The 25,840-nt window shown below is 58.5% G+C and carries 22 protein-coding genes, 1 tRNA gene and 1 pseudogene; 12 read left to right on the top strand and 12 right to left on the bottom strand.

The annotated features are described in order from the left end of the window. Positions 1 to 69: 69 nt before the first annotated feature. The 4 genes from J3T95_RS01200 to J3T95_RS01185 all read left to right on the top strand — a co-directional run bounded on the left by J3T95_RS01200 (position 70) and on the right by J3T95_RS01185 (position 5,413). Positions 70 to 966 (top strand): pyridoxamine kinase, encoded by an 897-nt coding sequence (locus J3T95_RS01200; protein WP_267450121.1) that lies wholly within the window; start codon positions 70 to 72, stop codon positions 964 to 966. Positions 967 to 1,438: 472 nt separating this feature from the next. Further along, positions 1,439 to 2,167 carry a YraN family protein gene (locus tag J3T95_RS01195; RefSeq protein ID WP_324123897.1) on the top strand — a complete coding sequence of 243 codons (729 nt, stop codon included), beginning with the start codon at positions 1,439 to 1,441 and terminating at the stop codon, positions 2,165 to 2,167. Then, positions 2,167 to 3,753: a YifB family Mg chelatase-like AAA ATPase gene (locus tag J3T95_RS01190; protein WP_267450119.1), complete on the top strand. Its 1,587-nt coding sequence runs from the start codon at positions 2,167 to 2,169 to the stop codon at positions 3,751 to 3,753. The genes J3T95_RS01195 and J3T95_RS01190 overlap by 1 nt, the downstream gene beginning before the upstream one ends. 1 nt (position 3,754) lies before the next feature. Then, a complete protein-coding gene (locus J3T95_RS01185; protein WP_267450118.1) occupies positions 3,755 to 5,413 on the top strand; it encodes a DNA-processing protein DprA in 1,659 nt (552 codons plus the stop codon). Here the strand turns inward: J3T95_RS01185 and J3T95_RS01180 are convergent. Next, positions 5,329 to 5,673 (bottom strand): MGMT family protein, encoded by a 345-nt coding sequence (locus tag J3T95_RS01180; protein WP_267450117.1) that lies wholly within the window; start codon positions 5,671 to 5,673, stop codon positions 5,329 to 5,331. The genes J3T95_RS01185 and J3T95_RS01180 overlap by 85 nt on opposite strands. A 78-nt stretch (positions 5,674 to 5,751) precedes the next feature. Here J3T95_RS01180 and J3T95_RS01175 point away from each other — a divergent pair, with 78 nt between their 5' ends. From J3T95_RS01175 to J3T95_RS01165, 3 genes are all read left to right on the top strand, one after another. Further along, positions 5,752 to 7,647: an FAD-dependent oxidoreductase gene (locus J3T95_RS01175; protein WP_267450116.1), complete on the top strand. Its 1,896-nt coding sequence runs from the start codon at positions 5,752 to 5,754 to the stop codon at positions 7,645 to 7,647. 82 nt (positions 7,648 to 7,729) lie between these two features. Continuing rightward, on the top strand, positions 7,730 to 8,965 hold the full coding sequence (locus tag J3T95_RS01170) for a succinate dehydrogenase/fumarate reductase iron-sulfur subunit (protein WP_416378724.1): 1,236 nt from the start codon (positions 7,730 to 7,732) through the stop codon (positions 8,963 to 8,965). 73 nt (positions 8,966 to 9,038) lie between these two features. Next, complete coding sequence (locus J3T95_RS01165; protein WP_267450115.1) at positions 9,039 to 9,716, top strand: O-methyltransferase; 678 nt, start codon at positions 9,039 to 9,041, stop codon at positions 9,714 to 9,716. A 19-nt stretch (positions 9,717 to 9,735) separates the two neighbouring features. Here J3T95_RS01165 and J3T95_RS01160 read toward each other — a convergent pair whose 3' ends face one another. Next, entirely contained in the window at positions 9,736 to 10,503 is a 768-nt protein-coding gene (locus J3T95_RS01160) for a TIGR00730 family Rossman fold protein (RefSeq protein WP_267450114.1), read from the bottom strand. A gap of 147 nt (positions 10,504 to 10,650) precedes the next feature. Here J3T95_RS01160 and J3T95_RS01155 point away from each other — a divergent pair, with 147 nt between their 5' ends. Further along, positions 10,651 to 11,391, top strand: coding sequence for a glucose 1-dehydrogenase (locus tag J3T95_RS01155; RefSeq protein WP_267450113.1), 741 nt, complete (start codon positions 10,651 to 10,653; stop codon positions 11,389 to 11,391). 1,848 nt (positions 11,392 to 13,239) lie between these two features. On the opposite strand, the gene J3T95_RS01150 is transcribed toward J3T95_RS01155, so the two are convergent. Beyond that, the gene (locus tag J3T95_RS01150) at positions 13,240 to 13,491 is read right to left on the bottom strand and encodes a hypothetical protein (RefSeq protein WP_267450112.1); all 252 of its coding nucleotides are present in this window, start codon (positions 13,489 to 13,491) and stop codon (positions 13,240 to 13,242) included. A gap of 169 nt (positions 13,492 to 13,660) precedes the next feature. Between J3T95_RS01150 and J3T95_RS01145 the strand changes: the two genes are divergently transcribed. From J3T95_RS01145 to J3T95_RS09275, 4 genes and pseudogenes are all read left to right on the top strand, one after another. Next, the gene (locus J3T95_RS01145) at positions 13,661 to 14,104 is read left to right on the top strand and encodes a hypothetical protein (RefSeq protein WP_267450111.1); all 444 of its coding nucleotides are present in this window, start codon (positions 13,661 to 13,663) and stop codon (positions 14,102 to 14,104) included. A gap of 113 nt (positions 14,105 to 14,217) precedes the next feature. After that, on the top strand, positions 14,218 to 14,670 hold the full coding sequence (locus J3T95_RS09170) for a DUF2599 domain-containing protein (protein ID WP_416378723.1): 453 nt from the start codon (positions 14,218 to 14,220) through the stop codon (positions 14,668 to 14,670). A gap of 117 nt (positions 14,671 to 14,787) precedes the next feature. Beyond that, on the top strand, positions 14,788 to 15,027 hold the full coding sequence (locus J3T95_RS01140) for a hypothetical protein (RefSeq protein ID WP_267450110.1): 240 nt from the start codon (positions 14,788 to 14,790) through the stop codon (positions 15,025 to 15,027). A gap of 341 nt (positions 15,028 to 15,368) precedes the next feature. Continuing rightward, positions 15,369 to 15,512 (top strand): annotated as a pseudogene (locus J3T95_RS09275) (IS30 family transposase); the annotation flags it as partial. Between the two features lie 856 nt (positions 15,513 to 16,368). On the opposite strand, the gene J3T95_RS01130 reads toward J3T95_RS09275, so the two are convergent. The 9 genes from J3T95_RS01130 to argH form a co-directional block, all read right to left on the bottom strand. Continuing rightward, positions 16,369 to 16,665, bottom strand: coding sequence for a hypothetical protein (locus tag J3T95_RS01130; protein WP_267450109.1), 297 nt, complete (start codon positions 16,663 to 16,665; stop codon positions 16,369 to 16,371). Between the two features lie 772 nt (positions 16,666 to 17,437). After that, positions 17,438 to 17,511 (bottom strand) — tRNA-Arg (locus J3T95_RS01125). A gap of 105 nt (positions 17,512 to 17,616) precedes the next feature. Then, positions 17,617 to 18,426 carry a TlyA family RNA methyltransferase gene (locus J3T95_RS01120; RefSeq protein ID WP_267450108.1) on the bottom strand — a complete coding sequence of 270 codons (810 nt, stop codon included), beginning with the start codon at positions 18,424 to 18,426 and terminating at the stop codon, positions 17,617 to 17,619. After that, positions 18,423 to 18,743, bottom strand: a complete 321-nt coding sequence (locus J3T95_RS01115; RefSeq protein WP_267450107.1) for a hypothetical protein — start codon at positions 18,741 to 18,743, stop codon at positions 18,423 to 18,425. The genes J3T95_RS01120 and J3T95_RS01115 overlap by 4 nt, the downstream gene beginning before the upstream one ends. Before the next feature lie 5 nt (positions 18,744 to 18,748). Further along, positions 18,749 to 19,813, bottom strand: coding sequence for an HAD-IIA family hydrolase (locus J3T95_RS01110; RefSeq protein ID WP_267450106.1), 1,065 nt, complete (start codon positions 19,811 to 19,813; stop codon positions 18,749 to 18,751). Further along, entirely contained in the window at positions 19,810 to 21,978 is a 2,169-nt protein-coding gene (locus J3T95_RS01105) for a helicase (RefSeq protein WP_267450105.1), read from the bottom strand. Before J3T95_RS01105 ends, J3T95_RS01110 begins: the two co-directional genes overlap by 4 nt. Positions 21,979 to 22,001: 23 nt before the next feature. Beyond that, positions 22,002 to 23,333, bottom strand: coding sequence for a tyrosine--tRNA ligase (gene tyrS, locus J3T95_RS01100; protein ID WP_267450104.1), 1,332 nt, complete (start codon positions 23,331 to 23,333; stop codon positions 22,002 to 22,004). Between the two features lie 228 nt (positions 23,334 to 23,561). Then, the gene (locus J3T95_RS01095) at positions 23,562 to 24,293 is read right to left on the bottom strand and encodes an SGNH/GDSL hydrolase family protein (RefSeq protein WP_267450103.1); all 732 of its coding nucleotides are present in this window, start codon (positions 24,291 to 24,293) and stop codon (positions 23,562 to 23,564) included. 97 nt (positions 24,294 to 24,390) lie between these two features. After that, positions 24,391 to 25,836 (bottom strand): argininosuccinate lyase, encoded by a 1,446-nt coding sequence (gene argH / locus J3T95_RS01090; protein WP_267450557.1) that lies wholly within the window; start codon positions 25,834 to 25,836, stop codon positions 24,391 to 24,393. Positions 25,837 to 25,840 lie beyond the last annotated feature (4 nt).

Here is a 25,840-nt window from a genome sequence, read left to right as displayed (position 1 = left end):
TAGAGTCAAGTAAGCGACGGAGAAGACTTCGCTGCGAACAGCCTCAGCAGGCATGAAGGAGTTCAAGAGATGGCCGGACAGACAGACGATCAGAACAGACTCTACCAGCGCGAAAACAAGTACATTCCCCGTATCGCCGCCGTGCATGACATGTGCGGGTATGGCAAGTGCTCGCTGACGGCCGCCATTCCCATTCTTTCGGCAGCCGGATGCGATGTCTGCCCGGTGCCCACGGCCTTGTTCAGCGCGCACACCATGTTCAAGGACTACACCTTCCATGACACCACCGAGATGCTGCCGGGATACCTGGATGCCTGGCAGAAGGAAGGCGTCGACCTGGACGGGATCTACAGCGGATTCCTCGGCAGCGCCGAACAGGTTGACATTATTCAGCGTATGTATAGGCAATATCCCAAGGCCCTGCGGCTGGTCGACCCGGTCATGGGCGACGGCGGATCCATGTATCCCACCTACACCGAAGAGATGTGCCGGGCCGTGACCCATCTTGTCGAGGGGGCCGACCTGCTCATGCCCAACCTGACCGAGGTCAGCCTGCTGACCGGCATCGACTACGAAGGCCAGGACCTTGACGACGCCCAGGTTGGTGAGCGTTTGTGCCGTCTGCTGGACATGGGCGCGAAAAACGTCATTATCAAAGGCATCGACCGTAAGGACGGCAAGCTGCGCAACTTCGTGGCCTCTGCAGATCATGGCGGAGTCAGCGAGCGCACCGAGCTGGTCCACGACAAGCTGCCCTTCATGATTCACGGAACCGGCGACGCCTTCGCCTCCAGCCTCTGCGGGGCGCTCTTTGCGGGACAGGGCCTGGCCGATGCCGCCCGAATCGCCGGCGAATTCGTCCGCTCTGCCATGCAGCACACACGCAATCAGCCCGACTATCAGCAGCGCGGGGTCAGCTTTGAGCTGGATCTGGGGCAGATGACCGCTCTGATGCAGAAGCAGTAAGCCCAAGGTCGGTGTAAATGGCCTAAGAGTCTCGGCATTTGTCAAGAGCGGAGGATCAAGGTGGATGAATGGAACCCAAACCGCCTCGATCGCCGCATTCTTGCCCGCCAAACATGTGGTCGACATGGTGACAAATCAGTCATAGGGATAAGTTGAGCACCCCAGACCGGAAGGTATTGCCAGCAAATTCGCCGGCGGTGCCTTCCGGTCTCCGCTATTTCTTTGTCTCTGGTTCATTTAGCTGGCTGCTGTCCTGCCCTCCTTCGCTTATTTGCTTTTCTTCGTGTCATTCGTTTCTGTTTCAGTTCTTCTTACCTCTGCCGCCTCTGCCTGATGCGGAGATGAATGCAGTAGATACAGGGTCAGCATCGTGGGTCCACTCATTCATCCACTTCCGTGCGTGCGCAGGTTCGTTCGACCACATGCCTGGTTCGACTAGTCGCCGACTTCCTCCCAGTGGTCTCCTAGAAACATGGACACACAAGCACTGACTAGACCAAGCAATCTCCGCACAGTTCCCAGCGACAAGGGTGACAGAACTGAAGCCCACGTTATGGTCACAGACCCATTGACCATACAGCCTATAAGCGCTCTGCCCGATTCCATAAGGTCCTCCGACAATCCAGAAAACATACGGCCTGGGAGAACGAGGTTAAGTACGAGCAACGATGAATCCATCGACATAGAGCTGGCAGATATTGAACGACAGATCAGAGTCAGTGGCATAAACAGCCGAGAGCTCGGACGTTTGGGCGAGGACTACGCCTGCCAGTGGCTGTGGCAACGAAACTGGAAAATTCTAGCCCGCAATTGGAGAAGCAGGTTCGGCGAGCTGGACATCATCGCCCTGGATCCCGAGGCGACTCTGGTCTTTGTAGAGGTCAAGACCAGGCGCACCGGTCGGTTCGGATCCCCAGAACAGGCTGTCGGTCCACGCAAGCAGACCCACCTGCGTCGCGCAGCAGTCCAATGGCTGATCAGCCACGACCGAGATCCCAGCGCACGGCATCGCGGCACACGTTTCGATGTCATCAGCCTGTCAGTCAAGTCCGGCACTAGCAGAAGAATGCATTCCGAGGATCCCTATCCCCCGGCTTCCTGTCAGGCATCCGCCGAGGCCACCAGAGGATCAAATCATTCGGGAAGTGGCGGGTGGAATCCAGGATCAGTCTTCCTCAGACACACCAGGGAGGCCTTCTGATGCGACTTGGATCCGCTGAATCCGTGGGACTGATAGGCCTCAAGGCCTTTCTCATCCACGTGCAGTCCTTCATCTCCCCAGGTCTGCCCTATTTCTCCATTATCGGTCTGCCGGATGCCTCCTTGTCAGAGTCACGGGAACGGGTCAAATCCGCTTGCTCGGCCTGCGGATTCCGATGGCCGCAAACCAGGGTCACCGTCAACATGTCCCCTGCTTCAAAGCCCAAACATGGCTCCTCACACGATCTGGCCATCGCGACCAGCGTTCTGGAAGCTGGCGGAGCGCTGCCGATGGAAGGCCTGGACCAAACGGTCATCCTGGGCGAGCTCAACCTGGACGGCACGATTCTGCCCATTAACGGTCTGCTGCCTATTCTGACACAGGCCAGAGCTCAAGGAATCACGCGATTCTTCGTCCCCGCAGACAACCTTGACGAGGCCCGTCTGGTTCCCGATATTGAGGTCGTGGGACTGCGCCACCTGGGCCAGCTCATCCAGGCCCTGGGCGGGCGAAGCAGGATTACCATCCCCGAAGCAGACACTCTCGAGGACTCTGACAAACCAACCGCCATAGCGAGTGCGCATGCCAGTAACTCAGATCATGAAGTCAACTCCCCCGCCAACGCCGACCACTCTCCGCCCAAGCCCGACATGGCTGACGTGATCGGCCAGGAAGAGACCAAATGGGCCATGATGGTGGCCGCAGCCGGCGGTCATCACATGCTCATGGTCGGCCCCCCGGGAACCGGCAAGAGCATGCTTGCAGAACGGCTACCCAGCATCATGCCCGCCCTGGATGCCGTCCAACAGCTGGAGGTGGCCTCCATCCGATCCCTGTGCGGCACGCTGAGCCAGTATGGGATCACCGATGTGCCGCCTTTCGAGGCCCCTCATCATACGATCTCCATGGCAGCCATGGTTGGAGGCGGCGCCGGACTGGCCACCCCAGGCGCCATCACCCGCGCCCATCGCGGAGTCCTCTTCATGGACGAGGCACCGGAGTTCTCTGCAAGGGTGATCCAATCTCTGCGCGAGCCCCTGGAGATTGGGCGAATCTTTCTGTCCCGGGCCAAGGGCAGTACAACCTTCCCGGCTCGGTTCCAGCTGGTCATGGCCGCCAACCCCTGCCCCTGCGGATACGGTTACGGCACGGGCGAGCGCTGCACCTGCACGCCCCGGGAACGCCTCCGCTACTGGAACAGGCTGTCAGGGCCCATCATGGATCGTATCGACATCCAGACCACAGTCCCTCCTGTGACCGACCCGGGTTTCGATGACCACCGTCCACGCCAGCACAGCGCTCAGATTCGCCAGCGTGTGACCCGCGCCCGGCAGGCAGCAAAAGAGCGTTTCCACAAGGAAGGCTGGGCCTGCAACGCCCAAATCAGCGGCGAATGGCTGCGCCAGAACACATCAGCCAAGGCCCGTTCGGTCGTGGATCAAGCCCTGTGCAAGCAGCGGATCAGCCTGCGAGGGGCCGACCGGACCATGCGCCTGGCGTGGACTCTGGCGGACCTGGACGGGCGGTCCAGCCCCGGTGCCGACGATGTGACCACCAGCATCCTGCTCAGGACAAGGGCTGTCTGAGATGCCCCAACCCTTGATGAAGAACATGCCTGACGGCCAACCGCAACCGATGACCATGGTCAAAAGCGACTGGCTTGCCAGAGCTGCGCTGACCCTGGCAACAGATGGCCCCGATGCCTTCATGATCGCCTGTCTGTTGGGCTCGGACCAGGCGGCCGACCTGTGCCGAAACCTGATCGAGTTGGGAGCGCCGAACCAGTCGGACTGCGACGACTCTCATGATGCTGCTCGCGTCAGTCTGGACGAACGGTTTCTGAAGGGGACGGCTCGATGGGGACGACAAACGAGCCCTGAGGACCTCACCCGGTTCCACAAGATCAGCAACTCCTGGCGAAGACGCCTGACCCCCTTGCTGGCCATGGACACCGACCAGGTGCGGACCATGATGACTGGTGGAGGTCAATTCTGGGTGATGACCCCAGGCGACCCCTGCTGGCCTGGCCAGGTGGATGACCTGGCACGCCGCTCCGATTGGGCCCCTCCCCTCTGCCTGTGGGGACGAGGCAATCCTGAAGCATTGATCTGCTGTGACCTTCCCTTGGCCGTGGTCGGGTCCAGAGCCTGCGACGAGTATGGCCGGTCCATCGCCCATCAAATCGCCAGAAAGGCTGCCAGCGAAGGCCACTTGGTTATCTCAGGCGGAGCCATGGGCACGGATGCCGCCGCCCACTGGGGAGCCCTGGCTGCTGCCGGCGGACGCACAGTAGCCGTTTTTGCCGGAGGCTTGCTGCATATGGGACCCAAACGCAACAGCCGTCTGTTCCAGAACATTGAGGCAGATGGCGGCGCGTTGATCAGCGAGCTGCCGCCTGGCACCATTCCCGAAGCGCGTCGGTTCCTGCTGCGCAACCGGATCATCGCCGCGCTGGCCTCCGACATTGTGGTAGCACAGGCCCGTCACCGATCCGGGGCTCTGAACACAGCCAACTGGGGCGTGGAATTAGGCCGTCGCGTACTGGCTGCACCCGGCAGAATCGACCAGCCGGAAAACACTGGCTGCAATCGGCTCATCCATGAGGGCAAGGCGGAGCTGCTCCTGTCGGCATCCGACATCCAAGACATCTGCCATCCCGCCCATGCGCCTATCCTCCCTGACAAGTCTGTCCAACAAGGAACTGGCGTTTCGGTCAGAACCATCGAAAATCATGAGCACCAAGCAGGTAGACAGCCCACACAGCACATACTGCGGCTTGACTCCGATCATCCGATCCAAACCATCCACGGCAGTCAACCGTTCCCGATCACACTCAGACAACCCCGGATAGACAGAGGTGGGCTTTCGGCCCGCTCTCAGCGCAAAGAGCCTTCAACCCCGCCATCAGATCCAGGTAGGGACCGTGAAAGTGAAAAAACCGACGACAATTGTCTAACCAAGGAAGAGGCAACCGTGCTGAAAACTATCCGAACCTGTCAGCGTCGGAAAGGCCCGCCAATGACTGGACAGCTTCTCGCTGAGCTGGCCAATCAAAGACATGAGCTCTCAGTCAGGCATCTGATGCAACTGCTGGGGTCCCTGGAGATTCGTGGTCTGATCAATCTGCAGGGCGGATGCGTCGTAGCAGAAGACCCGAAGAATCAGACCTTCCAGCGACAGCGATCCAGATCAACCACCCAGCCGTCTGCACCAGCCGATTCATCGCTACTGGGAGGAACAAAATGAACACCCTCATCCTCTAGCAGCTGACGCTGACGTTCCGGACCGCCAAAGGCGAATCCCGGGGCCAGAGAACCATCGCGGAAGACCACGCGATGACAGGGAATCACACCAGGTTCGGGATTGTCATGAAGTGCATAACCCACGAACCTGGCATTGCGCGGATGGCCAGTCAGGGAGGCGACCTGGCCATAGGTGGCCACCTTGCCGTAGGGGATCCGCCTAACGACCTGATAAACCTGCTGAGAGAAAGGAAGCTCGGTCATAAGATCTATTCTGCCCGCGCAAGCAGACATGGACTGGAAGGGACGCCACTATCAACGGGTCGTGACAGTATCAATGGTATGAATCCACAGAAGGTAAGAAACCGCTATGATGCCGTCATCGTCGGAGCCGGAGCAGCCGGGTTGTCAACGGCTCTGGGACTGTACAGAGCTCTTGAGAACGACGGAAACAGGAACGACTCGTCTCCAAAGATCCTGGTCGTCTCCAAGCTGCAGCCCCTGCGCTCTCACACTGGCTCAGCAGAGGGCGGCATCGCTGCCAGTCTCGGCAACCAAGAAAAAGACGACTGGCATTGGCACTACTATGACACCATCAAGGGCAGCGACTGGCTGGCTGACCAGGATACTGTGCGGATTCTGGCCGAGCAGGCCCCGGGTATCGTCATCGAGCTGGAGCATGACGGTGTGGCCTTCTCGAGGACTGAAGACGGGCACATCGCCCAGAGGAAGTTCGGCGGCCATACCGCTGATTATGGCGGCCATCCAGTCAGGAGAGCAGCCTATGCAGCCGACCGCATCGGCCACCAGATCCTGCACGCCCTCTGGCAGCAGTGCCTGCGTCAGGGAGTCGAGTTCGCCGAGGAATGGTACGTGACCGATCTGGTTGTTGATCCGTCCACTGATGAGGAACCCGGCGGCCATGCCCAAGGACTGATTGTCCTTGACACCCACGCCGGCAAGCTGCAGGCCATCCAAGCCGATAATATCGTCCTGTGCACGGGCGGGGCCGGCCGACTCTTCCATACGACCTCCAACTCCTGGGATCTGACCGGCGATGGCATGGCGCTGGCTCTTCAGGCCGGTCTGCAACTGGAGGATGTGGAGTTCATCCAATTCCATCCCACCGGCCTGGGACACACTGGCATCCTGCTGTCGGAGGCTTCCCGCGCAGAAGGCGGCGTGCTCAGGAACAGCCAGGGACGGGCCTTCATGCAGCACTACGCGCCGGGACACGGCGACCTGGCCGCCAGAGATGTGGTCAGCCGTTCCATCATGGCCGAGATCGATGCAGGGCGGGGAGTGGCTGATCCATCGGACCCGGACGGGCCTCATGATTGTGTTTGGCTGGATATGACCAGCATTGACAGCCAGCGCATGACCGCCCTGCTCCCCCAGGTAACCGAGACCATTCATCGATACGCCCATCTGGATCCCACTGTGGACTTGGTTCCAGTCAGACCCACAGCCCACTACACCATGGGCGGCATTCCCATCACGGATCGTGGCCGCGTCTATCGCTGGCAAGATGGACACCGTCGAATCATCGGCGGGCTGTTCGCCGCCGGGGAGTGCTCCTGTGTCAGCGTTCACGGGGCCAACCGACTGGGAGGCAACTCCCTGCTGGATGCCTGCCTCTTCGGTACCAGAACAGGACAGACCATCGCTGCCGCCATGTCTAATGCCAACGAGTCAAGCGATATGACCGACACATCTTCGCTCGTACAAGCCCTGCAAAGGCGTCAGGCCTTCATTGACAAGTTGCTGGCTGGCGCAGCCGAGCCCTCGGAACCAGCATTGACCGACAACCAAGGCAAGGAATCCGACCCCGGTGACAAGGCCGGCCTGGACAACCCTTACGCACTGATGGGCCGACTGGGACGGCTGATGGAGGAGGCCGTTGCCGTCCGATGCGATCGGAGCAGCATTGAAAAAGGTTTGCGCGGCCTGGATCAACTGAATGCCGATGCCAAACAGCTGCATGCGCACAGTGGCACAGCAGTGCTCAACCAGGAGGTGACTGCCATCATGGAGGTGGGCAACCTGCTGACCTTGGCTCGGGCCGTCCTGAACGCCAGTCTGCAGCGTCAGGAATCCCGTGGCGCGCTGTACCGGAGCGATTATCCGCAGCGCAACGACGAACACTATCTGGCTCACACTATGATCGATGCCAAGGAAGATGTCTCCTGGCAGCCTGTTCATATCGTCGACATGCCTCCCAGGGGCCGCAGCTACTGATGGACCCTGATTATGGACTCTGGGCCCAATCTGTTCAGACAGACATCGGGCCGACACCTATCCAGGTCAGTCAGCGATTAGGATGGAATTCGCGCATATCAGTGGGCATCGGGCCGTATCCCAAGCAAGGACAGGAGCAACTGTGACATCACAGTCCACGGAATCAGACGGATCCAAGGCATCCGCATTGGACAGCGATCCCCGTCCGGTAACTTTCCGAATAGCCCGGTTTACCCCACGACCTCAATCAGAGCGTCCGGCGCGAATCAATCCCTTTGCCAAAAGCAATCCTTTCGCCGCAGCGGGCAGTCGACGGGCTCGAGGTCGCCGTTGGACGCAGGAGTACACAATTCGCATTGCCCCACAGCGTACCGTTCTGGATGCCCTTCTGCAGATCAAACGAGAGGCGGATCCTACGCTGAACTTCCGGTACTCCTGTGGGCATGGCATGTGCGGGTCGGATGCCGTGCTCATCAACGGACGTCCGGACCTGCTCTGCGCAGCCACCATCGCCGACTGCCTGTCTGCATCCAAGACCATGCTGAACGCATACGCCTCACCCGGCGTGGCTGCTGGAAATCCACAGATCCAACAGCCTCCAGTCTTCCGTCGCACTGGTACGGCAGCCGCCGTAACTGGCGTATCCTCGTCGGCTGCGCATTCGAATTCGGACACAGAACCCAGCGCTACAAATCATTCGGAAGCCTCAGGCCCTACAGACCCCTCAGTCCCTATAGAGGCTACAGGCCTTACAAAAACTCCAGACTATGCAGAAACCTCAGTTGTAGAGATTCGTCCGCTTCCCGGCTTTACCCCACTCAGAGACCTGATAGTGGACACCGATGCCATGTTTGAACAGATTCGACGTTTCAAGCCTTATCTGCTCCATGATGATCCCTCTGCCGATAGCGGCCAGAATCATCAAGAATCTGATCAACGACAAACCCATGATTCTCAGCTAGACCCGTTAGCCAAGGCAAAAGCAGCCAACGCAGAACCAGCGTCTGAATACAAGCAAACTCCGGAAGAGCTGGCCCGGTATGAGCTGCTCAGCACCTGCATCGCCTGCGGACTCTGCCAGGGCGCCTGCCCTATTTATGCGGGCGGTGAGGCCTTCGCCGGCCCGGCGGCCATGATCGCAGCGGCTCGATTCATCAACGATTCCCGCGACGGTCATCGGCAGGAACGTCTTGAGGCCATTGACCAAGTGGACGGGATCCAGGCATGCCAGTCCATACGAGCCTGCACCCGACCTTGCCCCAGAGGCATCGACGTGGGCGAAGAGATGTGGAAGCTGGTCGAAGCTGTCAAGGAGTAGCCAGCCTCATGCCCACAGAAGGCGGCAAGAGCTGGCGACAGGCTTGTGCCCTCTAGTCGTTACCATGGTTAGCATGGACAAAACCTCGTACAACAACATCGCCAGAGGATGGGAATTCGCCGAGGCAAGCGCTCTGAACGTCGAATCCGACAAGTTGCAGACCTTGCGAGACAAGGCTTCGGAGGCCGGATTCGCCCAGTGTTCCCGGTCTCAAGGCGCCTTTCTGCAGTTCTTGGCCGGCCGAAACGCTCCGGCATCCATCATCCTGGTGGGCAACGGCTCCGTGGTTGAAGCCCTGCGCCTGATGACGGGCCTGCACGGGCATGGCCAGTTCACCGCCGTCGACTCCACGGCCCAGGGCACTTCCCTGGTCAAAAAAATATTCTCGGGCATGGAGAAAGCCCACCCAGGCATGAGGCTGCGGGCGGTCAACGCGGCTGCCAGGACCTACTTCCCCAGGCTCAACCCCAGCGACTACGACCTTATCGTCGTCTCAGGCAATGGGGACAATTATCAGCAGGTCATGGACCAGGCTCCGCGCCTGCTCAAGGAACGGGGACAGCTGATTTTCACTGATGCCTTCGACCTGCTGGAGGACCCCGACAAGGGCGGTGTGCTCAACCCGGCCAACAGGTCCGCCAAAACGACCGCCTTACGGACCATCATGGAGGCCATGAGCAAAGACAATGCTTGGGAATCCTGCCTGCTGCCCATCGGCACGGGCATGATCATGGCCACCCGCGCCCGCTGACTACTACCCGACTGCTTATTCAGACACGGTGACGAAGGATGGCCTGGACAGCCTCATCAGGATCATCAGTGCGGATGACCAGATCAGGGTCCAGCTCAGAAATCATCCCCCTCTGCTTCAGAGTGTCCGAGATCCAGTCGAAGAGTCCCCGCCAATAGGCCCTGTCGAAGAGGACGATGGGCATACTGGGCGCCTTATGGGTTTGGACCAGGGTCAGCACCTCGAACATTTCGTCCAGGGTGCCGAACCCGCCAGGACAGACGATGATGCCCGAGGAGTATTTCATGAACATCATCTTGCGTACGAAGAAGTAGCGGAAGGTGATGCCCAGATTCACCCAGCGGTTCAGCCCCTGCTCCATAGGCAATTCGATGCCCAGGCCGACGGACTTGCCGCCAACCTCCGCCGCGCCCTTGTTGGCCGCTTCCATGATGCCAGGCCCTCCCCCGGTAATGACCGCCATACCGGCCTTGGCCAGGTCGCCGCCCATCTTTCGTGCAGCAGCATAAGCGGGATCATCCCTGCCGGTCCGGGCTGATCCAAAGATCGCAGCCGCCGGCCCCAGCTCAGCCAGCGCGCCGAACCCATCGATGAACTCAGCCTGGATGCGCAGCACCCGCCAGGGATCCATATGCAACCAGTCCGTATCACCGCCCGATGAGAGCAAACCAGCGTTGGCGTCCGCCTCAGGAATCATGGGCCCGCGCATGATTACCGGACCGCTGTGGTAAGTCCTGCCCAGGTCCGGGCCCTCATCGTCATTGTGATTGTCAACCATATCCGCCATATACGCATTCCTTCATCGGGCCCCAATACCATGGACCCGTTCAATCCTCTTCCGGCTCTCATGATAGCGTCCCCGCCGTCCAGCCATCGGCCAGGCTAGCATGAATAGGGTGTGCAAAGCGCACACACATGAACAAGGGAGTTGACAATGGCACGACTGGACGGCAAGGTGGCCATCATTACCGGAGGAGCCAAGGGTTTTGGCCTGTCCACTGCACAGCTTTTCGTGCAAGAGGGAGCCAAGGTGGTCATCACCGATCTGGATGAGCAAGGTGGTCAGCTGGCCATAGACACCATAGGCAGGGACAACGCAGCTTTTGTCGCTCAAGACGTTGCCAAGGAGAATAGCTGGGGTCCTGTATTCAGCACTGCACGCAACCAGTTTGGCGAAGCCGATATTCTGGTCAACAATGCAGGCATTCTCTTCTTTGATGATGCAGAGCACATTGAAATGGACGAGTGGCATAAAATTCTATCGGTGGATTTGGACGGGGTCATGCTAGGCGTCAAATATGCCATAGCGTGCATGAAGGAGCACGGCGGCTCCATTATTAATATGTGTTCCATTGCGGGCTTGATCGGCATAGCCAATCTGTACGCTTACAACGCCGCCAAAGGAGCAGTGCGGCTGCTGACCAAGTCGGCTGCTCTCTATTGCGCTCAGCAGGGATACCCAATCCGAATAAACTCGATTCATCCCGGCTACGCCCACACCCCCATGGTTGACGCCTATCCGCAGATGCGCGACGACCTCGAAAAGCTGCACCCCATGGGTCGCTTGGGTTCAGCCAGGGAAATCGCCAACATGGCCCTCTATCTGGCCAGTGATGAGTCCTCCTTCTCTACCGGATCCGAATTCGTCGTTGATGGCGGCTACACAGCACAATGACACGAACACTAGGCTTCAGATCTGAGCCGCGGCCGCCCATGGCATTATGCAGCACTGGGCGGCCGTGGGACCCTCATCATGAAGCACGGTAACTACATCCATTTAGACTTTTAGAGGGAATTCTCTTCGGCCATATGATATTGATTACCTGCCAAGCATGAGCGCCACTGGCAGTCTTGAAACACCATCGACAAGAACTGGGAGCAGCAGGACGCTATTTTTTTCACCGAGTTCTTGCAGCGGAGCTCCCTGTCACTGAGGCATCGAGCAATCCGCCACGCCCAAGGCACCTCGTATTGCTGAGATACTTGCCACCGCCATCGCCAAGGGACGCTGGCGGCCTGCAACGAGCATCACCCTGGCAGATATGCATCAACACTTCTCTTTTCCCTGGACTACTGCGAGAGGAACAGCGCAAAAATTGCACCCTATGCAGCCTGTTGATGTTGCAAACCAGATAGGGTCGTGGCCAATAACCTTGATCAATGGAATTGATCAGACATCCAAAGTCATGCGTTGGAAACCACAAGCCTCTCATCGCAAGGAACAGCTGCTTTACTAACCGAGCTGCGCTTGGCAGGCGAACCGATAGCTCCCAAGGATGCCGGTTGCAATCTGACGGTCTGCGTTATCTACAGCAGAATGAACGGGATGCGCCAAGAGTCGGGGCGTTTCACTCTTGAAAGCTCCGAAGGCCTATCATGTTTCTGCTTCTTCAGTGGCGGCATCGCGTAACCACCTGGGGCAACAAGATGACGGCAGTCCTCTCCATAGCAGCGAAAATGAGCGACAACACCATATGGCAGGGATCCAAGAACGCAAAAACTTACAACCTTCTTCAAGAATCTCTCCACCTTCCCTCAGTCTCACATGGAAAACCAGCCGTGAAGTTCGGCATACGCACGCCCAGCACCAAACGGAGCAACGAGGGGCCGAATGTGGACTGGTACATAGGGCCATAGAGATGTTCACGCACGTGAACAGCAGGCATATCCGAGCCAATCCGAGCGTCTGGCTTTGGTTGGCCTGGCCCGGCAGTGGCCTGGCCTGGGGACTATACACGGCCACTGGAAAGACAGCCTGATTATGGGCTCAAACAGGAGCGCCATCGGCACGCTAGCAGAGTGAAGCACACGGTTCACGATCCTGCTGCACCTGCCCAATGGCCATGACGCGAACCAGATACAGGAATCCACCGTCGCCAAGGTGCGGACCCTGCCCAAACTCCTGCTCAACACCCTGGTCTGGGGCCAAGGGGCCGAGATGGCCCCGAATGGGAAGATCGCCATGGGCAGGCCGGACATGTGGGTCGGCTTCTGCGACTCCCACAGCCCCTGGCAGTACAGCACCAATGAGAACACCAACGGGCTACCAAGCCAGTACCCCCTCCCCCAAAACGAAGCAGCCTGTCCGGCTACGCAAGGCCGACCTGGACACCATGGACGAGGAGCTTGGGCGACAGACCCAGCGAGACAACCCTCGAACTGCTCACCACCAACCAACATGAACCCAGGCAACCACACAAACGTTGCAACCACCAATAGAACCCGAACTTCCAACAATCACTATGCGCAAGGTGGCGATGTTGGGAATATATACGCAGAGAGGACCGAAGCTTAGTTGGCTTCGACCCTCTCTGGATGCATTGTCTCACGGGACTCCTAAGGCCAAGAGCTCAGCGGAAGTGGACTGGCTATTGTAGAAGTCAGCGTAAAAACCGGCCCGCTTGTGCGGTTCGTCGTGGGCACCGCGCTCGATAATCTGACCGTGTTCCATGAACATACTAAGGTCGGTATCGCGAATCGTAAAGAGCCGGTGAACAATCACGACGAAGGTGCAAGTCCTCGCTCAAGCATCCATGACATTCGGAATCAGCTCCCCAGTGCGGGTATCGATGGAAGAAGTAGCCTGGTCTAGAATCAGGACGGGATGCGGCGGTGGGAGCAAATCCCTGGCAGTCAGCGCGATGGACCTAAATCTAAAATCAAATCCGTAGAAGCGCATAAGAAGATTGACCATCGCACTATTGTCAGCACCAATGTCCCCATCAGAGACGCCTTCCGTCTCAACTGAACCCGCGACAGCGAAGTCCTTAATCATTTTGCAAACATCTTACATATAGGAGAAGCTTACATTAGATAAGGCTACCTTTTGTAAAACAGAGGAATCAAGTACAATGAACTAACACAATAAGACTATGTTTCGTTATTCCTACAGCCCTCTTGCATTGCTTGTTCAAGTGGTAAGTATTTAAAAAGATTGGAGCATCGTGAGACACGTGAAATGTAATGTAATTGTATTCGGTACAGCAGTTATTTTTGTAGCTTTAAGTCCTTTTACAGCAAACGCAACCGAACCACCTCCAAATCAAAGCTACGACGAAAAAGCGATAAGTAGTTTGACAACTAAATCGGAATTGCCTGTAGAACCACTGAGATCCACTAGTGGAACGTATGAGGCTGAAGCCGGACTGGTTGCTGTTTCTATACCCAAGGATCCACAAAAGCCTGTTGTCATATCTAAACAAAATGAATCTAGCGCAGCTTTCATCAAGACCTCAACAAGTAGTATAGATATGAAGCAGTATGTTGAAAACAGCACCGTCGTTAATCAAGGCATGAATATGTCTATTGGATCGCAGGCTATAGATGGCGGAATACAACAAATTGCTTATATAAAAAAAAAGATGTTGATTCTCACATACTTTCAGTAAATTACGCTACACAAGGTTCAACACATTTAGCATATGCTAGGGATGCTAAGGGAAGAACTGACGGTAGTGTAGCCCTATTCAAAGACACCGCCGAAAATGAACCATCACTATTTATGCCTTTTCCATCTGTCAAGGATACAAATGGGAAGTCACTAAGTTCTCATTACAAAATTGAAGGGCGTAATCTGGTTCAAGTAATTGACAGGACAGCTGACATTCAATTTCCAATTGTTTCAACATACGCTTCTATAGTAACTTTCTTTAGTTCAAATAACTGGATATACCGGTCTCCGATGTGGTCTTTATCCTCAGTTCCTAATGGATGGTTCCGAGTTGCAGGCGGTTTAAACGGCGTTGCGGAAGAAATCGTCAATCGGCAAGCCTGGAATGCCATTTATGCGCAGCACCATGCCAATAGCCACTGGAGGGACAGAAATGTGAATGGTATGTTCAACCAGTATGAATGCCATTTCCATTGTGCTTTTTGGAAATCAGCTTTCAATCTCGAACCCAATAGGCCTAATCCTGGTTTTAATACTTATTTAACAAAAATGTGTAATCCGTAGCATTTTGCCGGCGTTTGCGCTGGAGGGTTATTTGATGTCCCTCTACCGTACCTATTATCTGGCCTTTGCCACGTTTTACTAGCTGGCTTTAGCTTATGCCCATGGAGGGAGATACCTATGAAAGTGCTTGCGATTAGCATGAATGCTCTAAGCCTGCTTGGCCTAGCTCTCACAGTCTATATGCAAATGAAAGCCGGAATCTATAGCGACGAGCATGCTGACCTTTACACCCAGTTCAATCAATCACAGTCGAGTCTTTTGTGGATTTGTATCTTGCTTTTCTTCATTCTTCTCATACTTTCACTCTCAACGCTGATCTACTTCTCAGGGCAAGCAAAAAGAAAGGCCCTTCGATGAAGAGAAGTCGGCTTTGCCGTATTGCCCTCGGACCAGACTATAAGACAGAAGAATATAAGCTTTTATGTCTGCTCACTAACCGACGAAGAGTCACACTGGAGCCCCCGTCCATCGGCTGCATTTAGCAGGTTCTAGGGATTGTGGCAACACTTGTCTGACTGGGTAAAAAACACACGGGCGAGCCCTGGCGCAACATACGCCCCGGGATCCACAGGCGCGAGAAACCGAATGTGGTTTGGTACCGTAGGGCCCATAGAGATATACCCACGCATGTGGATGGCGGGTATCTGAGCCAGGCCGAGCGCCTGGCTCAGGCTGGCCTGGCAAAAGGTCTGTTCTTGCGGGTTGTACCCGACCACTGGAAAGGCGGCCCGATTATGGGCTCAAACAACAGGAGCGTCATCGACACCACGGCGGAGCACAGCACACGATTCATAATCCTGCTGCACCTGCCCGCAGGCCTTATGCACACCGCGCAGCCCGTCAGTGACGAACACGCCGGCTGCTCGTTATGGAAAAAGAGGGCCATGTAACCCGCTTGCTCTCCGGCGGAACCTCTGCTAGCACATCGGGTTCGGGCCATATGTTTTAGCTACAGTCGATGTTTGTGAAAGGCCCTTGTACCGTGAGCTACGTTCCACTGGACCCTGTTCAATCTGGTCCACGTAACCCGATCAAACAGAGCAGGCAAGCCATAATTACCGATCCGTCCGTTAATAACTCATAGATACAACTACTGTCACAAAGCCAAACCCGCATCATAAACAACAAATTCAGCTTCTATGAGCCAAATAAACGCCATCTGAGTCTTGACACCCTACATATATACAAACTACCTATCGGAATATTCTCACCTCGAAAATCATACAGAACTTGTCAGATTCGGATATTCTGACTGATCACTTCCGCCACTTCGCCGGTGCGGTTAGGCCATAGGTCATAGGTCATAGGTCATAGGTCAGTATGGGTGTCCAGAGTCTCTGCGATCAAGGCGTGGCCCAAAACGGCCTACAGGGTCTTCACGTCCGCACCGGCCTTGATGGCCAGGGAGGCGTAAGTGTGACGCAGAGAGCGGATGACCGCCCTCGATATCCCGATGCCCTCATCCTGCAAGGCCGGGGTCCACACCCGGTTCCTCCAGTTCGCGGTGTTCTGCCTTCATCCCCATGGTCCGCGCAGTAGAAACTCCTTCGGGCTATCTCCTTAAGCAGTGTTTTGACCCTGGGCAGCAACTGACTGGGTATCGGCACGAACATGGTTCCGTTGCCCTTCGACAGGGTCTCACCGTAAGATAGTTGACATCGACCAACTGAGCGCACAGGACACTAATCCGGTTCCGGCTCAGATCCACGTCCCCGCACCGCAGGGCCAGGGCCTCGCCGATGGGCAGCCCGTGTCCGCGAGCAGGTAAACGACTATGGTGTTGGCCACGTCCATCTGCTCCGCGATGGTTTTGATCTCCTGCGGGGCCAAGTATATCCGCCGTTGGACGACTCGGTTGTACAGCACTTTGGCCTTGTCCACGGCCATGGGGTTAATCTCCAGCCATCGGTTCTCCACCGCCGCATCCAGGAGCCCAGAACATTCCTGCCCGCAGAGCGGATCGAGGACGCTGACAGTAGGAAGCCGGAGTCCCATTTGCCGGCATAGGGCGCCGTCCCCTCCGCCAGTTCGACATACCAGTGCCGGATCCTCACGGTGGTGATGTCCTTCAGCGCGTCCTCCCTCCGTTTGGGCAGGACCCAGTAGCGCAGCTCAAGCCGGTACCGTCCTTCGGCCGAGCCCTTGACCGTACCCGTCAGCCCCTGCTGCCACAGGTCAGCCACCCCGCTCAACGGCCTGCAGGAGTCCCTGGGGTCCGTGTACCGGTTCGAGCGTATCCCATCCTCAATCTCGGCCATGAACGCCTCGGCGTCGGCCCGGTAGCGGAAGAGCCTACACCGGCCCGTGCCGTCAATCTTCCAGCGCACCTCCCAGCGCGCTCCTTTGCTGGAGTCCTTCGACCTGAAGTCATCGGGCACCTACGCCTTCCCCAGCTCGCCGGCATACATCGCCAATGATCGCTTCACTTTCCCGCAATGCCCGCCCGCCGTCGTGATCTGGGCGGACTTCAACCACTTGTCCTGTATCCATGCTGCTGGCACCGGCCGAGGCGGCCGAAATCCTGGCGCGATCCGGTCAGCACCCTGAAACGCATGGAGGACGCAGAAAACTAGGCTTCCGTATGTGCATATAGGGCGCCTAGTCAAATACCGGCCCGAGGATATGACAGCCTTATCAGCCACAACACGGTACAGCCGAATTGAGATTGAGAAGGAGACCGTGCACATATGATGCACCCGAAATGTGTCCGATTCCGAAAACAAGAATGGTCCCGAGGCCGTAAAGCCTTGGAACCATTGCCTTCTTGTGCGCCAGACAGGATTCGAACCTGCAACCTGCTGATCCGTAGTCAGCTGCTCTAATCCGTTGGGCTACTGGCGCATGTCATCTTGACGAGGAACTCGTTTTGACAACTCATTTATATTACCGCAATTGTGGATTCTGTCCAGTCTGGTGTGTCGCACGGGAAGCGGGAAGCCACAGGCTTTAGACCGACCGTGACCAAGAGAGCCAGAGCAGATATTCCACGTTGCCATGAGCTCCGGTTATGGGAGATGGCATGGTAGCGCGGACAACGAATCCTTGCTCACGTGCACAGGCCAAGACGCGATCCAACGCCTCTTGTCTGCGGTCCTCGTCCGTCACAATGCCATGATGACCCAGCAGACTACGTCCGACCTCGAACTGGGGCTTGACCAGCAACAAGCAGTTGGCAGCAGGCGCCAGCAACCCAGGCAGGACAGGAACGACGTAGGTCAGCGAAATAAATGACACATCGGAAACAACATATTCAGGGCGATACGGCAGGTCCCCCGGACGGACTTCGCGTATGTTGACACCGCTCATGTCAATCACCCTAGGATCAGCGGCAATCCGTTCCAGCAACTGTCCGTGGCCCACATCAAGGGCGATAACACGTCTCGCACCATGTCTGAGCAGAACGTCAGTGAAACCGCCTGTAGAAGCGCCGATATCGAGACAGAGCCTGTCTCGCGGACCGGGCATCCCCTGCGCCGCAAAAGTCGTCAGGGCACCCTCCAGCTTCAGCGCACCACGGGAAGCATAGTCATCGCCCGGGTCCAGAAGAATCACATCACCTGGCTGGACGCCTTGAGAAGGCCTTGATGCCAGATGATCGTTGACTGTAACCCGGCCCTGGCGAATGAGCGCCTGGGCCCTGGCACGCGAATCCGTGAGTCCCTGTGCAGGTAGGACGCGGTCAAGCCGGTCGCGGGTGCGAACAACGGTTCTACGGCGACCGGCCCCAGGGCTGACGACCGCGTCCTCATCGTTCATTTGCCCTCCTGATTCAGGTCCTGCTGAAGCCCGGCCAGCACCTTGCCGAGCATCTCGACCTGCTGGGCATCGTCCAGATCGTCCAATTTCGCCAAATAGGGGAAACGCTCCAAGAGAGGGGCCATGGCTTGCTTATCCAGCGGCTCTCCGGGTGCTGACGCAGTCGGATTCTCGTCTTCTGTCTGTGAGGACCGTCCAGAATGCTCAGACTCTACAGGCTGCCCGGTCTGGCTGGACTGCTCAGGTAGCACGCAGCGATTGGATCCTTGGGATGATCCACTCGCTCCGCGCTGTCCGGACCCGGCCTCTTCTGACATAGCTGCTATGCCCCTATGACGAAGGCAGGCAGATCCAGCGAATCCATGTCTCCGCCACGATCCTGATACTCCCAGAGTGCGCAGGCGCAGGATCGCACGGCATCCAAGTCAGACAGGGGGTCGCTCCCGTCCTCAAGAGCTCGCAGAGTGACATGCCCGTCATCATCCACCTTTGCGGTTTGGTCGCCGCAGTGCCAGGTCTGGTCAGCCTCCTTTTCAGGCTGCGGTTGCGGCGCGGCCAGGCTGCGCAGGTCTTCAGCCAGATAGGTCGGCCGCCACTGGGCCGGTGCAGTCAGAATGGCGGGTGTCCGGGCCACGCCCGTCAAGACAACCATAGAGTCATATCCGCCCCGGTTGGCTGCCTCAATGTCGGTATCCAAACGATCGCCCACAGGCAGGCATTGATCAACGCCCAAAATTTTTTCCTGGCTGTCGGCCAACAGCTGCCGTGCCTCGTCGTACATGGCCGATTCCGGCTTGCCGGCTGAGTCCTCCGGCTGCTTGCCAGTAGCCAGGATCACGGGTTGAAGCATGGCTCCATTGCCAGGCGCCATGCCTCCTTCGCGGGGCAGAGTCTGATCCTTGTTAGTAGTGAAGTACCGTGCACCGTTTTCGATGGCAAAAGCGGCCTGGGCCAGGTCCTGCCAGCTCAGTTCGGGATACCAAGCCTGGATGACGGCCTCTGGCTGGTCTGTGGCCTTGTCGACGGGCACCATCCCGTTGATGTGGATCTGATCGCGTAGATGATCGGATCCGATGACCAGCACCTTGGCGCCCTTCTGCAGGTGTCGGCGCAGCATTCGTGCGGCGACTACGGCGGAAGTAATCACCTGTCCATCATCCAAGGTCAGACCGAACCCGCGCAGCTGATCGGCCACCACATGAGGGAACCGGGATGCGTTGTTGGTGGTGTAAGCCATGCGCATGCCCAGCAATTGAGCGCGATCGATGCCCTCGGGCGCATGTTCGACAGGGTCAGCGCCCCGGTAGACCACCCCGTCCAGGTCCAGCAGAGCCAGGCGGTAGGTCTTTGCCGGAGCGTCATCAGTTCCTTTGAGGAAGATGGTCACGATTCAGCCCTGTCTTCTTCAGACATACCGGACTCATTGACCTGCTCATCCTTGGCCTGTTCATTTTGATCATTGATAGCGTCTGTCTCGGATCCTGCACTCGGGACAGCCGTCTCACCGTCGTCGGCAGTCGATTCATCGGCAACAGCCATGTCAGCTTCGCTACTGTTCTGGTCGATTTGAGAACCATCATCCGAAGTTTCTGCATCAAGGCGAGAAGACTCCCCCCTGGATTGCTCCACAGCATCCGACGATTCCTGCATTCCGGATTCCTGCATTTCAGATGAACTAGCAGTGTCGGATATATCGGCTGAATCAGTCGAGTCGGTTGAGCCATCTGCGTCACTTATGCCAGCTGAGTCAGCTGAATCGTTCAAAGCTACTGATTCGTGGGATTCCTTAGCCATGCTGTCATCAGCACCCTGATCGGATGCATCAGTGGCATCAGACTCAGCATATTCAGTCTCACCCTCATCCGAGTCATCCTCACCGCCGTCCGGGTCGATGGAGAGATCCTCCATCATGGCCGGATCCAGGTGCTCCAGGTCATAGTCAATCAGGATTTCCTCGGACTGTCCATCCTTTTGCCCATCCTCGCCTTCATCCTCGTCGGCATACTCAGCTTCCAGCCGATCCAGCAAGGGTTCCAGCTCCAAAGCCTCCTGGCCACGACCAGCCTGGTCAAGAAAGTTCTGTTCGGCTTGGACGGCACGCATCCGATAGTCGCCGCTGAGCCCACGGGCCTTGACCAGGGCCTGAACCGTCTCGATGGCCTTGTCCCACAGGCCCAAATCGCCCAGGGCTCCGGCATAGACCAAGAACATCTCCGCCTTGGACTCGCCCTGCAGCTGGCTGCCCTCGTCGGAGGTAGCCTCCTCAATGGCCTTGCGGGGATTGCCCAGACCACGTTCACAGTCGGCGATGAAGGGCAAGTAATCCGGGTAGCCGTTCATACGGTGCGCAGTGCGGAACTCCTTGAGGGCCAGTTTGTAGTCGCCCTGACGGTAGGCCACCAAGGCCAGCGTCTCCCGGGCAAGATCAATCCGCGAGGCCTGCCGAGCAGCCCACTTGGCGTGAGCCAGGGCCCCCTGGGGATCGGTCTCCTCCAGTGCGTAGGCGGCCAGGATGTGCAGACCGATGTTCTCCGCGTGTTCCTTGCTCAGCCCACGCAGGCGCAGGCGATCATCCTTGGAGAGCATGGACCATTCCAGGCCCTTGGGCATCTTGGGCTCGCCAGGCCGACGATCCGTGTAGGGGTTCTGCGAGGGATAGGAGATGGTCCCGTCAGAATTGCGGCGACCGCGGTCATAGCCATTCTGACGGTCACGCTGATAGGCCCCGCGGCGGTCGTCATAGCGATGGTCATCACGAGGGCGATCATCACGACCATGCTGGCCCTGGTACCTGTCGCCATGGGAACGGTCGCTCCGATAACCGCCTTGACGATGATCATCGCGGGAACGGTTACCATAGGCGCGGTTGCCGTAGGGACGGTCCCCATGCGAACGGTCCTGACGCGGGCGGTCATCACGGGAACGGTTCTTCCATGGGCGATCACCGCCAGACCGCTCATCCTGCCGACGGTCAAACCTCCGGTCATCACCCCAATGGCCATCGCCGCGGAAGCCCCGGCCACGATCACGATCGCGACCGTGCCGCTGGTAGCCGCGACCGGAACGGCGATCGCCATACCCCGACCGACCACGGTCGTTATCATGGCCATGATGCCCGTATCCGCCATTCCCGTTGGTATGGAAATCACGACGTGGACGATTACCATCCTGCCGACGGCTGTGGCGGTCATCACGCCTGTCGAAATGGCGATCTTGGTCGGAATCCCTGCGGAAGCCGCCGTGACCATCCTGACGATCATGCCTGTATTCACGATGGTCACGCTCGAACCGGTCGTGCCCGCGCCCACGGAAGGACCGCTGACCATTCCTATTCTCGGAACGACGCTCTTCGCCACCCTCGCTGTCATGGCTGTGGAAGTTGCCGGAACGGTAACCTCCCGAACGATAGCCTCCGGAGCGGTATCCGCCCGAGTGCGACCCGCCCTTGTGGAAACCCGAAGAGCGGCGGCCGCCCGACCGGAAGCCGCCTGGGCGCGAACCGCCCCGACCCCGTCCGCGATCGCCCCGGGAATGATTGTGTTCTTCTGCCATCAGTGTCCTTAATTCCTGCGTTCCTACTTGCCGGCCCGAAGCTCAAGCGCGCCCAGGGCCTTCTTTCCTCTGCGAACCAGGGCGAAGCGCCCATGCAGAAAGTCCTTGTTCTCCAAAACTTGATCCGGATCCTCGACCCGCTGGTTATTCAGGTAGAAGCCGCCCGAGGCCACGGTCTTACGCGCCTCGGAGACCGAGCGGAAGAGCCCGGCCGCAACCCCTGCCTCAACCAGACGCTGGCCCTCGCTGGCTTCGGGCAGGGCACGTCCGCCATGACCATCATCGACCTTGAGACCGTCCAGCGCGGAATCCAGCACATCCTCGTCCAGCTCCTCCAGGGTCTTGCCACGACCGAACAGGGCGCCCGAGGCATCAATGGCCCCTTGGGCGGCATGCTCGCCGTGCACATAGGCGGTCACCTGCCAGGCCAGGACCTTCTGGGCCTCGCGAGCACCCGGATCCTGAACTGTCCGCTCTTCCAGACGTTCGATCTCGGCCTTGGGCAGGAAGGTGAAGGTCTTCAGCAGCTTGACCACCTGGTCGTCAGGCTGGTTGAACCAGAACTGGTAGAAGCGGTAGGGGCTGAACATGGTGGAATCCAGCCAGACCGCGTTGCCCTCGGACTTGCCGAACTTCTTGCCCTGGGAGTCAGTGATCAATGGGCTGGTCATGACATTGACGGATGCATTGCGCACCTTGCGAATCAGGTCCAGACCGCTGGTCAGGTTCCCCCACTGGTCGCTGCCGCCCAGCTGCAGACTGCATCCGTAGCGGTCGAAGAGCTCCAGGAAGTCGTTGCCCTGAAGCACCTGGTAGCTGAACTCGGTAAAGGAGATGCCCTCGTCAGAGTCCAGACGGCGGGCCACTGTGTCCTTGGCCAGCATGGTGCCCATGCGGAAGTTCTTGCCCACGTCACGCAGAAAGTCGATGGTGCTCATGGACCCGGTCCACTCGTAGTTATTGACGAACCGGACCGGATTGTCTCCCTCGGTATCCAGGAAACGCCCGATCTGGCCACGCAGACGCTCGGTCCACTCGGCCACGGTCTGCTTGGGATTCAGAGTGCGCTCACCCGACTGCCGAGGGTCGCCAATAAGCCCGGTGGCCCCGCCCACAACGGCTATGGGATGCAGACCGGCCGCCTGCAGGTGACGCATGTTGAGCAGCTGGACCAGATTGCCCACGTGCAGTGAGGGAGCAGTGGGGTCAAACCCGCAATAATAGGTCACCGAGGGGTCGGCCAGCACCTTCCTGAGCTCGGACTCGTCCGTGCACTGGGCAATGAGACCGCGCCACTTGAGTTCGTCGAAAAGCGAGTCGAAACCCGCCTGCCTGAAATCGGTGACTTGCGACATGAGAGGCTACTCCCTATCGGATATTTAGATGAATGTACGCTAAACCCCACTATTCTTGCAGCAGATACCGACACGGCAGGACCCTGGACCGCCGTAGACAAGACCGTACCAAGATGGAATTCCCCGGGAATGAAGCCGGACTGATTATTCATTTCGAACCAGCCGCTGTTGATTGACTACTGACTGCTAAACCAGCAGAAACCCCTCAGCGTAATCGCTGCGTTCAGGTCAGGAATGCGCAGTCACGGACAACTGATCAATTAAGTCTTGGGGAATGTGGCCGACTACGCAGGCAGCCATGCGTCTGTACCCCTGCACCCCTGGATGAAAGTGATCAATGCCCCAGAAGTCGGATCGGTCGGTGCCGACGTCGTCGCGGGTGGCATCCACGAAGGGTACCGAGGCCTCTTGACAGACCTGACGGCTGATCTGCGTCTGCCGGGCTATCCGACGCTCCACCTCGGCCCTGAGCGCCCGGCCCAGGGCAGGATCCCGATAAAGTTGACCGGAGCTCAGGACCAGCACCTGGCGACCCTTGTTTTTGGCTAGCTCAATGCTGGCAGCCAAGTCATCCCGCCACTGCTCACCGGTGCGGTTGGCCATGATGTCGTTGGAACCTGCACACAGGACCAGCAGATCAGGATGTTCCTGCAGAGCAGGCAGGAACCGGTAGCGCACCCTGCGGATGGTGGCCCCCAGCCGACCCAGAGTCGACCAGGATATCGGACGTCCCAGCCGGGTGGCCAGACAGGCGGCTATGTCAGGGACGAAGCCCTGGCTCTGGTCCTGCACTCCACAGCCAACTGCCATGGAGTCGCCCACCACCAGCATGGACAATGGATCCAAGTCGCGTCCTTGCTCCGGAGGCGAGCACAGCCCCTGGCGGGAACCGGGCGGCTCCTTGGCCAGAGTGATGTGCTGCTTGGCCCACCAAGCCTGGACCAGTGCCACCGGATTCATGATCGCCGCCGCCTTTCGCTCTTTGCCGTCCCCCCCCCCTGAGGAATTGCCGTTGGACATTCTAGCGCAGCCACCGGTCTGGCAGAGACCAGAGAGCTCACCTGGGGGGACGGTAGGCAGGCCCGTCAGACTGCGAGTCAGCGAAGGTCTTCAGCCCCTTCAGCGCACGTGCAGCCTGGTCCATCTGCTCCTTTACCCTCTCTGGTGCGGTGCCTCCCTGTCCCTGGCGAGCACGCACGGCCCCATCAGCGGTCAGGACGGAGCGAACCTCTGGAGCCCGGTCAACGGGCACCCAGTCAGCGAATACCCTGACAAAATCGTCATTTTCCAGGTCAGCCAGCTCGCATCCGCGCCCCTCGGCCAGCTTGACGCAAGCCCCGGAGAGTTCGTGGGCATGCCTGAAAGGCACCCCTTGCCGGACCAGCCACTCGGCCAGGTCGGTGGCCAGGGCGAAGCCTGTAGGGGCCTGCTCCTCTAGGCGATCCCTGTTGAAGGTCAGGGTGGCGACCATGCCGGCAAAGGCGGGCAGCAGGACCTCCAGAGTGTCCACCTGGTCGAAGACCGCCTCCTTGTCCTCTTGCAGGTCGCGTGCATAGGCGGTCGGCAACCCCTTGAGGGTGGTCAACAGGCCAGCCAGATCCCCGACAAGTCGACCGGCCTTGCCACGAGCCAGCTCGGCCACATCAGGATTCTTCTTCTGAGGCATGATGGAGGAACCGGTCGAATAGCCGTCGTCCAAGCGGACGAAGGCGAACTCCTGGGTGTTCCAGATGATGATCTCTTCGGCCAGCCTGGACAGATCCACGCCGATCATGGCTGCGACAAAGGCAAACTCGGCCACCGCATCCCTGGCGGCAGTCCCGTCGATGGAGTTGGCACAGACACGGCTAAAGCCCAGATCCCGGGCAACTGGCAGAGGATCCAACCCCAGGGTGGTGCCGGCGAGCGCGCCAGAACCATATGGACTGGCATCGGCACGTTGGTCCCAGTCCCTCAGGCGTTCCAGGTCACGGATCAGAGGCCAGACATGGGCCATGAGCTGGTGGGCCAGCAGGACGGGCTGGGCGTGCTGCATGTGTGTGCGGCCAGGCATGACCGTGGTCCCCGCCCCCCGAGCCTGCTCCATCAGAGCCTGGGCCGTGCTGAGCAGGTCCTTGGCCAACACCCGGGCATGACGTCGCAGCCAGATCCGAATCAGGGTGGCGATCTGATCGTTGCGCGAGCGCCCGGCCCGCAGCTTGCCGCCCAGCTGGTCCCCTGCTATGTCGATCAGGCCACGCTCCAGAGCCGTGGCCTCGTCCTCATCGCCGGGTTCAGGGACGAAGGCGCCGGAATCCACCTGGTCCTGGAGCTCATCCAGGGCCTGCTCCATGTGTGCCAGCTCGCTATCATCCAGCAGTCCTGCACGGTTGAGGGCCCGGGCGTGGGCCCGGGATCCAGCCAAGTCGTCGTCGGCCAGCCGCCAGTCGAACTGGGTGGAGCGGCTGAGCTCGACCAGGGCTGGCGAGGGCCCACCGCTGAAGCGCCCGCCCCAGAGGGCCATAGGC

Origin of the sequence: Bifidobacterium sp. B4079 (assembly GCF_026537385.1) — a bacterium.
In the GTDB taxonomy this organism is placed as follows: domain Bacteria; phylum Actinomycetota; class Actinomycetes; order Actinomycetales; family Bifidobacteriaceae; genus Bombiscardovia; species Bombiscardovia asteroides_I.
The sequence above is the reverse complement of the archived record's forward strand: the minus strand, read 5'-3'. Positions and strand labels throughout refer to the sequence as shown.

Coding starts and splice junctions, on each gene's coding strand:
- J3T95_RS01130 (WP_267450109.1), bottom strand. CDS start 16,665: ATGGGACTCCGGCTTCCTACTGTCAGCGTCCTCGATCCGCTCTGCGGG.
- J3T95_RS01170 (WP_416378724.1), top strand. CDS start 7,730: ATGGAATTCGCGCATATCAGTGGGCATCGGGCCGTATCCCAAGCAAGG.
- J3T95_RS01150 (WP_267450112.1), bottom strand. CDS start 13,491: ATGATTAAGGACTTCGCTGTCGCGGGTTCAGTTGAGACGGAAGGCGTC.
- J3T95_RS01120 (WP_267450108.1), bottom strand. CDS start 18,426: ATGAACGATGAGGACGCGGTCGTCAGCCCTGGGGCCGGTCGCCGTAGA.
- J3T95_RS01175 (WP_267450116.1), top strand. CDS start 5,752: ATGAATCCACAGAAGGTAAGAAACCGCTATGATGCCGTCATCGTCGGA.
- J3T95_RS01140 (WP_267450110.1), top strand. CDS start 14,788: ATGAAAGTGCTTGCGATTAGCATGAATGCTCTAAGCCTGCTTGGCCTA.
- J3T95_RS01200 (WP_267450121.1), top strand. CDS start 70: ATGGCCGGACAGACAGACGATCAGAACAGACTCTACCAGCGCGAAAAC.
- J3T95_RS09170 (WP_416378723.1), top strand. CDS start 14,218: ATGCCTTTTCCATCTGTCAAGGATACAAATGGGAAGTCACTAAGTTCT.
- argH (WP_267450557.1), bottom strand. CDS start 25,836: ATGGCCCTCTGGGGCGGGCGCTTCAGCGGTGGGCCCTCGCCAGCCCTG.
- J3T95_RS01180 (WP_267450117.1), bottom strand. CDS start 5,673: ATGACCGAGCTTCCTTTCTCTCAGCAGGTTTATCAGGTCGTTAGGCGG.
- J3T95_RS01195 (WP_324123897.1), top strand. CDS start 1,439: ATGGACACACAAGCACTGACTAGACCAAGCAATCTCCGCACAGTTCCC.
- J3T95_RS01165 (WP_267450115.1), top strand. CDS start 9,039: ATGGACAAAACCTCGTACAACAACATCGCCAGAGGATGGGAATTCGCC.
- J3T95_RS01105 (WP_267450105.1), bottom strand. CDS start 21,978: ATGGCAGAAGAACACAATCATTCCCGGGGCGATCGCGGACGGGGTCGG.
- J3T95_RS01155 (WP_267450113.1), top strand. CDS start 10,651: ATGGCACGACTGGACGGCAAGGTGGCCATCATTACCGGAGGAGCCAAG.
- J3T95_RS01185 (WP_267450118.1), top strand. CDS start 3,755: ATGCCCCAACCCTTGATGAAGAACATGCCTGACGGCCAACCGCAACCG.
- J3T95_RS01160 (WP_267450114.1), bottom strand. CDS start 10,503: ATGGCGGATATGGTTGACAATCACAATGACGATGAGGGCCCGGACCTG.
- tyrS (WP_267450104.1), bottom strand. CDS start 23,333: ATGTCGCAAGTCACCGATTTCAGGCAGGCGGGTTTCGACTCGCTTTTC.
- J3T95_RS01190 (WP_267450119.1), top strand. CDS start 2,167: ATGCGACTTGGATCCGCTGAATCCGTGGGACTGATAGGCCTCAAGGCC.
- J3T95_RS01095 (WP_267450103.1), bottom strand. CDS start 24,293: ATGAATCCGGTGGCACTGGTCCAGGCTTGGTGGGCCAAGCAGCACATC.
- J3T95_RS01115 (WP_267450107.1), bottom strand. CDS start 18,743: ATGTCAGAAGAGGCCGGGTCCGGACAGCGCGGAGCGAGTGGATCATCC.